This is a genomic window from Pseudomonas sp. F220 (genome assembly GCF_057813935.1).
In genome coordinates this window covers 74,872-83,947 of the sequence record NZ_JBVASJ010000025.1, presented here as the reverse complement: position 1 = coordinate 83,947, position 9,076 = coordinate 74,872, and the positions used below count along the sequence as shown (strand labels likewise).

At 54.1% G+C, this 9,076-nt stretch carries 6 protein-coding genes; all 6 read right to left on the bottom strand.

Annotation, left to right across the window (positions count from 1 at the left end):
* Nucleotides 1-87: 87 nt before the first annotated feature.
* The 6 genes from ACZYSM_RS20020 to ACZYSM_RS19995 all read right to left on the bottom strand — a co-directional run bounded on the left by ACZYSM_RS20020 (nucleotide 88) and on the right by ACZYSM_RS19995 (nucleotide 8,890).
* Nucleotides 88-714 (bottom strand): reverse transcriptase domain-containing protein, encoded by a 627-nt coding sequence (locus ACZYSM_RS20020; protein ID WP_489073786.1) that lies wholly within the window; start codon nucleotides 712-714, stop codon nucleotides 88-90.
* Between the two features lie 783 nt (nucleotides 715-1,497).
* Complete coding sequence (locus ACZYSM_RS20015) at nucleotides 1,498-4,548, bottom strand: type I restriction endonuclease subunit R (RefSeq protein WP_489073784.1); 3,051 nt, start codon at nucleotides 4,546-4,548, stop codon at nucleotides 1,498-1,500.
* Nucleotides 4,549-4,553: 5 nt separating this feature from the next.
* A complete protein-coding gene (locus tag ACZYSM_RS20010) occupies nucleotides 4,554-5,714 on the bottom strand; it encodes a restriction endonuclease subunit S domain-containing protein (RefSeq protein ID WP_489073782.1) in 1,161 nt (386 codons plus the stop codon).
* Nucleotides 5,714-7,222 (bottom strand): type I restriction-modification system subunit M, encoded by a 1,509-nt coding sequence (locus tag ACZYSM_RS20005; RefSeq protein WP_489073780.1) that lies wholly within the window; start codon nucleotides 7,220-7,222, stop codon nucleotides 5,714-5,716. Before ACZYSM_RS20005 ends, ACZYSM_RS20010 begins: the two co-directional genes overlap by 1 nt.
* Nucleotides 7,215-7,394 carry a hypothetical protein gene (locus ACZYSM_RS20000; protein WP_489073778.1) on the bottom strand — a complete coding sequence of 60 codons (180 nt, stop codon included), beginning with the start codon at nucleotides 7,392-7,394 and terminating at the stop codon, nucleotides 7,215-7,217. Before ACZYSM_RS20000 ends, ACZYSM_RS20005 begins: the two co-directional genes overlap by 8 nt.
* Complete coding sequence (locus ACZYSM_RS19995; protein WP_489073776.1) at nucleotides 7,391-8,890, bottom strand: type I restriction-modification system subunit M; 1,500 nt, start codon at nucleotides 8,888-8,890, stop codon at nucleotides 7,391-7,393. The genes ACZYSM_RS20000 and ACZYSM_RS19995 overlap by 4 nt, the downstream gene beginning before the upstream one ends.
* Between the last annotated feature and the right edge of the window lie 186 nt (nucleotides 8,891-9,076).

The window sequence follows — 9,076 nt, the reverse complement described above, 5'->3', positions numbered from 1 at the left end:
TGACCTCAATGACGAGAACAATCTCGACGTCGGGGCATCCCGCATACCTCGGAGCAAAACTCTCCCTGGCGATGCGCAGCCCCCATTTTATCCGAGAGTAGTTTGCTCTATTGTTGCCGGCGCTATCACTGCGCCTTGGGGAGTCCCCTTGGTCGCAGCCACCCTACGGCCATCCTCCATAACACCCGCTTGAAGCCATTTGCAGATAAGCCCGAGCAGGCGCCGGTCTGCAATCCGGTGTCCCAGAAACATCAGCATCCATTCATGGTCGATCTCATCAAAGAACGACGTGATATCCGCATCCAATATCCAGTTCACCTTCTGGCCCTTCAGCGCGACCGTCAACGCATCCAGCGCATCATGCTGGCTGCGTCCCGGTCGAAACCCGTACGAGAATCCCAGAAAGTCCTCTTCATAGATCGCATTCAGAACGGTAACGACCGCCTGCTGTACGATCTTATCCTCCAGAGAGGCGATGCCCAGCGGACGCTGCCTGCCGTCGGCTTTGGGGATATAGACCCGCCGCGACGGCGTTGCCCGATAGGCTCCACTGTGGAGCCTTCCGTGCAAATCGGTCACCCGCTGGAGAAGACCTTCCTCATATTCTCGCCACGACATGCCGTCCACTCCCACTGCTGCATCGCGGCGAAGTGCATAGAAGCTCTGCGCCAATAACTGCGGTGTGATGTGGTGCAGCAATGCCGTGAACTGCATGCCCTTGTTCCTTCGGGCTGCTTCACGTACACCTTCAAGTCCCATCGACGCGCAACTGATCCGGCTCAGCGTCCGGGGCGCGGGGGGCCTGTCGGTGTTTCCCTTGGCTACGTCCCTTTCCTCCACTATCTCCGCAGGGCCAGGCCCTTTGTTCGATGGCTTCTCAGGTACTACGGACGTATCCGACTTCTCAGCGGCGTGGGCAGCAGGGTTACGGCTTTTGGCCTTTCCTGCTCCGCCCGGTGCTTGCGCACCGGGCACCGCTGAGATCTCCCAGTTTCTGTGCGAAGTACTTCCCGACGTGCACAGGGTCTCCGACCGCGCGGGATCAGAGCATGACTGGCGTATAACGCCATGCTCCGTATTGCCTTCTGCTTCGCTTAACAGCATCGGCATCCCGAATTCCTGATTACGCGGCTCAATGGCTGGCCCATCGGTTTCCCCTGTCAACGCTTCACCCTGCACCTCACGGTGCAACATGCATGACTCGGGGTCTGGTTGATTCGCCATTTCTTACCAGTATCGAACTTTCATCGACTATCCTCCGCCAGCTTTAACTGGCGCACTAAGCGTCCGGCGAAGTCACCTACCCGATCCCAACGATAAGGGCGATGTTGTCCACTTAAAAATTTAGGTGGACACCATCGCCTTAAGCGATGGCATCAGGAAGGTGTGTTGCCCGGACGGTTACTGCCTGGCAACTTCAGTTGAAAGTTACGAAATCCTGTTGCCATGGAATTGCATGCCGATGTCACCTTCATCGAACGGCGGTACGTCATCGACTTAGTAATGCTCTTCAATATAGGCGTATGCCTTCTCAAACAGCTCTTTGTCTTTGCTTAGGCCAAACTGCGCCAGGGTCAGCATCAGTGCTTTCTGGATTTCGCGTGGGCCACTGTTGGAGTTTTGCCAGCCCTCAAAGCGAGTAGCATTGACAATTTTGTCGATCTGCTCGACCACATCACCAATCAGCTTCGGCGTGGTTTCCGGGCGGGTTTCCAGGAAGAGTTTGGTCAGCGCCTGCTTCTTGTCTGCCTCCGTTACCACCGGGTCGCCGGTTTCACGCTCGGCCTGCACCGTATCTTTGGCGGCATCCAGTAGGCCCTTGAGCCAATCGATGGCCTTGATTACGCCGGCTTCGTATTCTCGGCGCAGTTTCTCCAGGCGCTCGCCCAGCTCGACGAATACAGCCTTGCCATGGCCGCGCAGACGTCCCATCAGGTCTATTTCCAGCCGGCGGGCACGTTTTTCCTGTTCTTTCTCGGTTAGGGTGAAAATCGCATGTTCATCCATGATCAGCTCGTCGATGTCATCGCGTATACGACTGATATCGGTGTGCTCGTGAATCATCTTGATGGTCTCGGGCCCTAACGCGGCCCAGACCAGCGCCCCCGTTTGACCAACCGGGCGTACTGATTCATAGATTTGCGCCAGCCATTTGTAATCCTGGCGGTAGGGCGTGAGGAAAGGGTCGGGGTTGATGGCCGACCAGAGTTTGGCCAGCACGCCAAAGGCTGCGGCAAACTCATCGCGGTTTTTATTGTCCGGCAAGCATTCCTGTGCGGCCAAGATGCCGTCGAAGCCTGCCAGGGTGCGGTCCACATTCGGGAAGAAGGCCAGACACAGCTTCAACTGCTCTGGCAGCAACTCCTTGAATTTCTCGATGCCTTCAACAATCCCGTCGATCTCTTCGGGGTTATAGGCCAGCGCCGTGCGCAGGTTTTCGAATACGCCCAGATAATCGATGATCAGGCCCATACGCTTGACCACCCCGTCCGCCTCATACAGGCGGTTGGTGCGGCACATGGCCTGCAGCAAGGTGTGGTCGCGCAGCGGTTTATCCAGGTACATGCAGTAGCAAATCGGCGCATCGAAACCGGTCAGCAGCTTGGCGGTCACGATCAGCAGTTGCAGGGGTTGTTTCGGGTCTTTGTAGGTTTCCAGCAGGTTTTTCTGCGCCTGCTCTTCACCATCGAATTTCTGCCAGCGCTCAAAGTCGGCTTGCTGGATCGGTAGATCGAGCTCTTCCTTCCACCTGTTCCAGTCCTTGTTGAGCTTGCCGCTCTCATCCTTCACCGGAGCCTGGTCGAGGTTCATGACCACCTCCAGTGCGTCGAAACCCAGCATGTGACCAAGTAGGTAATACATCTGCACGCAGGCATCGCGGTCATAGACCACCACCATGGCCTTCATCTTTTTCGGCTGCACATGGCTGGTGAAGTGTTCGGCAATGTCGGCACTGATGGCCTCCATGCGCTTCGGTGCCTTGAGCATCACGGCCAGCTTGCCGGCGCGTTTGGACAGGGCGGCCTTTTCGTCCTCGTCCAGGTTGTTGTCTTTGACCAGTTGCTCGAACTCTTCGTTGATCGCCTCACGGTCGACCCGCAATTCGGCTAAACGGGGCTCGAACTTAACCGGGTTAGTGGCTCCGTCGCGGATCGACTGTTTGTAGCTGTAGCGGTTCATATAGCGGCCGGGATCTTCATCAGCGCCAAACAGCTTGAAGGTATTGCGTTCGATACCGGAGATCGGGGTGCCGGTCAGGCCGTAGAAGTGGGCATTGGGCAGCGCCCAGCGCATCTTCTCGCCCAAGCCGCCTTCCTGGGTGCGGTGGGCTTCATCCACCAGCACGATGATGTTGTCGCGACTGTTTAGGCCCGCCAGGTTGTGCTCATCGATCTCAACATCTTTGAACTTGAAAATGGTGGTGATGAGGATGCCGCGGCTGTCCTGCTCGATATGTTCACCGAGCTTTTTACAACTCTGCACCTTGATCAGGTTTTTCACATCGGCGCCGCCGAAGGTCTCGCTAATCTGGCTGTCCAGGTCGCGGCGATCGACCACGATCAGCACGGTGGGGTTTTTCAGCTCGTTGTCGGCCCGCAGCATCTTGGCAGCATAAAGCATCAGCAGCGACTTGCCCGAACCTTGGAAGTGCCAGATCAGGCCTTTTTTCGGGTAACCCTGTTTGACCCGCTCAACAATCTGCTTGGCCGTCTCGAACTGCGGGTAACGCGGCAGCAATTTGATTCGTTTGGGCGGTGTGTCTTTACCGGTTTTATGGGTAGAGAACAGCGCAAAGGAGGCCAGCAGTTGCAGCAGGGTTTGCGGGTTCAGTAGCCCTTCGGTGCTCGCCAGCACGGAGGCCAGGGTGGCGGGAATATCCTCACGCTGATCAGTGTGGTGCCAGGGGCCCCAATCCTTGACCCGGGCATTGATCGCTCCGTAGGCAAAGGTTTTACCCTCACTGGCGAAGCACAGCAGGTTGGGTACGAAAAAGGCTTTTGCATGCTGCCAATAGTGCTTTTTGCCGCCCATAAAGTCAGCGGCACCGTCCTGCCAACTGACGCTGGGGCGAGTGGCGCTTTTCACTTCACCTACCACCAGCGGGATGCCGTTTACATACAGCACAATATCGAAGAACACCTCGCCAGCCGCTACATAGTGCACCTGCTGGGCCACCACAAAGTGGTTGTTGTCGAGGTTGTCGAAGTCGATCAGATTGATGGTGACGTGCTCACCGTTCTCGCCAAAGGCCAGGGTTTTTTCAGCCTGCAGCCACGCCTGGAAATTTTCGTTGGCCCGGACCAGCCCACTGTGCGGCGCCTCCAACAGCACACCGCGCAGCTTGTGGATCACCTCATCGGCATAATCCGGCTTTTTTTCGATAGCTGGGTTTAACGAACATAACGCGTCTTTTAGCCACTCATCGACAAAGATATCCTGCGCCTTCTTTGGCAGGCTCTCACCGTGGCAGTAAGTCCACCTTACCCCGCTTAAATTTTTTAAACGGTCGATAATTCCATTTTCGGTAACGGTTTGTTCGTTAAACATGCCAATTATCCATTCATGAAGCTTTCATATAATTTTTTGGTGATTTTTTTGTTTTCTGCTAGCCTACATCCAAAAAATTGCAATTGATCCCACAAACAAATCAACTCATCCTGTTTTTCTTCCGCAGCTACAAAAATCCGTATTTTTTTCTGAGCCGTTATACCAACATAATCTCTAGTGGACTGAGCCGCTAAGGATGTCAGCATTTTTTGAAACCCTTCGCTTCTAAAAAGTATTTCCAAATACCTTGCCCTGAGGCGACCATCTACTGCAACACGATAGTAAGTCACCTGAGGGGTAAGCATTACATAGCCGTCTACTTCAGGCGTTACGGCCACAAGACCTACTGTACCTTTGTGTGAAAGTAAAATATCTCCTGGCTCTGAAAATCCAATCCGAAGAGAGTCCGTTCGGGACTTAGGGAGTTTCTTGCATCTATTCAGGTCTACAGATCCGCTGTTTAAGTCGCTTGCCATGACGAAAGGAACACCGCTTTCGACATATTCACTAGCTTTGGGGTGGTCGGCGCCATGATTTCCATCTTGGATGTCAACAATATCTCCTGAATCAAGGAGTTCTTGAAATGAAAAATCATCTCCATCCATCTCAGATAAACGACGCTCAATCACAACTTTCACGTACCGCCTAAAAAACAACTCCACGTCATGCTTTTTTTCTAATAGGGCCTGACAAGCCTGAAGCACTGCTAGCCTTGAATCATAATAACTTTGATCGCCCTTGGGAATTTCGAATTCGGCCAAGCTTTTAAATTTTGTGCGCGGCGAAAGTGATCCGGACGAGGTTTTTATAGCCCATTCCCAGAACTTGTTCGATTGAGCAATGAACGGAATCAGCCCGTGTGGCATATAATCCCCACAAGGCTCCATCACAATAATATCGCCTGAGCAGATCCCGTCGAACTCTGCAATCGCTGCCTTTTTTAAATAGGATCGACGCTTTCCAAAGAGAATATTCCCCTTCTTAAACACGCGACTAAACCCAGGATTATCTTCGGAAATAACACCCCATCGCCTGATCTTGAGCGACTCAGAATCTAAGTGCTCTAGTCCAATATAGCGCTCATATCCATCCGCAATCGGATCTTTAGTTGTTATTTTTATCTCGCGACAGATATCACCAAATTTCATTACTAGTGACTTATCCATTAACTCTTTACCCCACCAAGCTTTGCGAGGTTTTTAAACAACTTATCGGCTTGCTTTTTTAACTGAACCCTGCTGATTTTCCAGATCTCAATGGCATGTTCAACATCATGCGATTCCTCGTCACTGATCGTCTGAACATAGAGTGGGATCGATAGATTGTACTGATTCTCGCGAATCGCTTCTATATCCACTAACGCGGTAATGGCCAGCTGCTTGTCCGGTGTACAGTAGGCTTCAATCAGCACAGCCAGATCGTCATCCGAAAGTCGGCTATGGGCGCGCTCGCGGGAGACATGCTCGATGCCATTGATAAACAGGATCTTGCCTTTGCGCTCAGTAGGTTTGTTGCAGTTGAGCACCAACACGCAGGATTCCATCGGCGAGTTGTAGAACAGGTTGGGGCCCAGGCCTATCACTGCTTCGATAATGTCTGACTCGATGACCTGTTTGCGAATGGCTTGCTCCGAGTCGCGGAACAGCACGCCATGGGGCCAGAGCATGGCGGCGCGGCCGATGTCGGGCTTCAGGCTTTTGATGATATGGGTGTAAAAACCATAGTCGGCGCAGCCCTGCGGTGGCACGCCGTAGAAGTTACGGCCATAGGGGTCGGCAGCGAACTTGCCGCGGTTCCATTTTTTGATGGAGTACGGCGGATTGGCGAAAATCACGTCGAACTGCTTGAGCTGGTCGCCCTCGATAAATTTGGGCTCGGCAAGGGTGTCGCCGCGCAACACTTCGAACTCTTCGATCTCGTGCAGGAACATGTTCATACGGGCGATGGCAGAGGTGAGCAGATTCACTTCCTGGCCATAGAGTTTAACGCTGCGCCATTCTTTACCTTCGTCCCGCAGGTCCATCACCGCATTGAGCAGCATGCCGCCGGTGCCGCAGGTGGGGTCATAGGCGGTTTCACCGGGTTTGAGACCCATGATGCGGGTCATCAGGTGCACCACGGTGCGATTGGTGTAGAACTCGGCGGCGGTGTGGCCAGAGTCGTCGGCGAACTTCTTGATCAGGTATTCGTAAGCTTCGCCCAGGTCGTCCTGGGCCACCGACTTGATGCCCAGGGGGATCTTGCTGAAGTGCTGAATCAGGTCGGCCAGCAGGTGGTCGGGCAGGCGTTCTTTGTTGGTCCACTGAGCATCGCCGAATACGCCGTGCAGGCGTTCGTTGTGGGTCTCGATCAGGCGCAGGGCATTCTGGATGGCTTCACCGATGTTCTTGCTTGTATGGCGTACCTTTTCCCAGCGCGCCTCCTGGGGAATATGGAAGCGGTGAAACATGGGCATGACGGCATAGTCGGCATCGCCCTCATTGACCTCCATGGCCTCGACATACTCTTCCAGGTAAACGTCGGATAGGCGTTTATAGAACAGTAGCGGGAAGATGTACTGCTTGTAGTCGGAGGCGTCGATCTGCCCGCGAAGAAACTCGGCCGCTCCCCAAAGGAGGTCTTCGAGTTTCTTTTTGCCAAGTTGGGAGGCTTGGTTTTTCTGGTACTCAATCATTCTTACGAGTCTTGTCTGATAGCTGATGAGCAAGCTGGCTCAGGTCGGCGAGGCGTTTGTCTGCGCCGGCGGCATCTTCATGTTGGCGCTTCTGGTGAAACTGCTCGTACTGCGACTCGGCGTGTTGCTTGATGAACTGCAAGGTGTTGCTGTCAGCGCTATCCGTGCTCATAGCTCAAACCCTTCCTTGATCAGCAGTTCTTCCAGCTCCTGCTCGGCCTGCTCCAGTGCGGCCAGTTTCTGCTGAAAGTCTTTCAGCGCCTCTTCGACGGTGATGGTTTCTTCTTCCAGTGGCTTTTTCACATAGCGAGCAATGTTCAGGTTGAAGTCGTTTTCGGCAATTTCACCCAGCGGCACCCAGCGCGCTACGCCTTCCAATGCTATGGCAGAGGGGCCTTGCTGATACTGCTCTAGGTAGATCTGGTAAATCTGATCCGCCTGGGCATTGCTCAGGGTGTTTTGCGCGCGGCCTTTGGTGAAAATCTCCTCGGCATTGATGATAAGTACATGGTCACGATGCTCATCAGGGCGCTGCTTGCGCAGCAACAGGATGCAAGCAGGGATAGCGGTGCCGTAAAACAGGTTGGGCGCTACGCCGATAATGGCTTCGATGCGGTTTTCTTGGAGCAGGCTGATGCGGATTCGGCCCTCTGCCGCACCACGGAACAGCACGCCATGGGGCAGCACAACCGCCATACGCCCATCGGTATTGAGGGAGGCGAACATGTGCTGTACCCAAGCAAAGTCACCGTTGGTTTTCGGGGCCAGGCCGTGACTGTTGCGACTGTAGGCGTCCGCCGCCCACTTTTCATGTCCCCACTCGCTGAGGCTGAAGGGTGGATTGGCGATCACGCAATCAAAGGTTTCGAGCCGGTCATAGATCAGAAACTTGGGCTCACGCAGGGTATCGCCGCGAACAATCTCAAAGTCTTCCTGTCCATGGAGAAACAGGTTCATACGGGCAATGGCTTCAGTGGTCAGATTCTTTTCCTGACCTTTGAGCTTCAGCAGCCGGGGATCACCCGCGTTTTCTCGAACGTGATGAATCGTCTCCAGCAACATGCCGCCCGTGCCACAAGCCGGGTCATAAACGCTTTCACCCGCTTTGGGGTCAAGAATGTTGACCATCAGCCGCACAATGGTGCGCGGGGTGTAGAACTCGCCGGCTTTCTTGTTGGCTTTGTCGGCAAAACGCTTGATCAGGTATTCGTAGGCGCGCCCCATATCGTCGTTACGAACGCTGGCAACCCCGAGATCGACTTTGTTGAAGTGGTTGAGCAACGTGGCCAGCAGCTCATCCGGCAAGCGCTCTTTATTGGTCCAACTGGCATCGCCGAAGATGCCATGCAACTGGGTGTTGGCTTGCTCTATGCCTAGAAAAGCATCCTTGAGTGCCTTGCCGATATCGTGGGACTTGGCGAACACGTCATCCCAGTGGCTGCCAACAGGAACCTCGATGCGATGGAAGATTTTCTCGCGCGCCAGCTCCGCGCTTCCGACCTTGGCCAGCACCTCTTCAAACTCCTCGTCATATACATCGCTGATCCGTTTGAAGAACAGGATCGGGAATATGTAGGTTTTGTAGTCGGAGGCGTCGATGGGGCCGGTGATGATGTGCGCGGCGTGCCATAGGTGGGCTTCAAGGTCTTTTAATTTAATCAGGGTCATTTTTACTCGAAAAAATCTTGAGCAGCTGTTCGGGTAGCCTGCTCCGCTGGCAGGCTAGGGATGGGGCAAGTGTACTGGATATCATTGGATAGGAGTCCAGCATGCCGAGACTACGGAGGCCTTAACGCTGTGAGGGTGGAAGCGCCTCAGCATTGTCAAGACAATTGGCAGAGATATCGCTGAGCT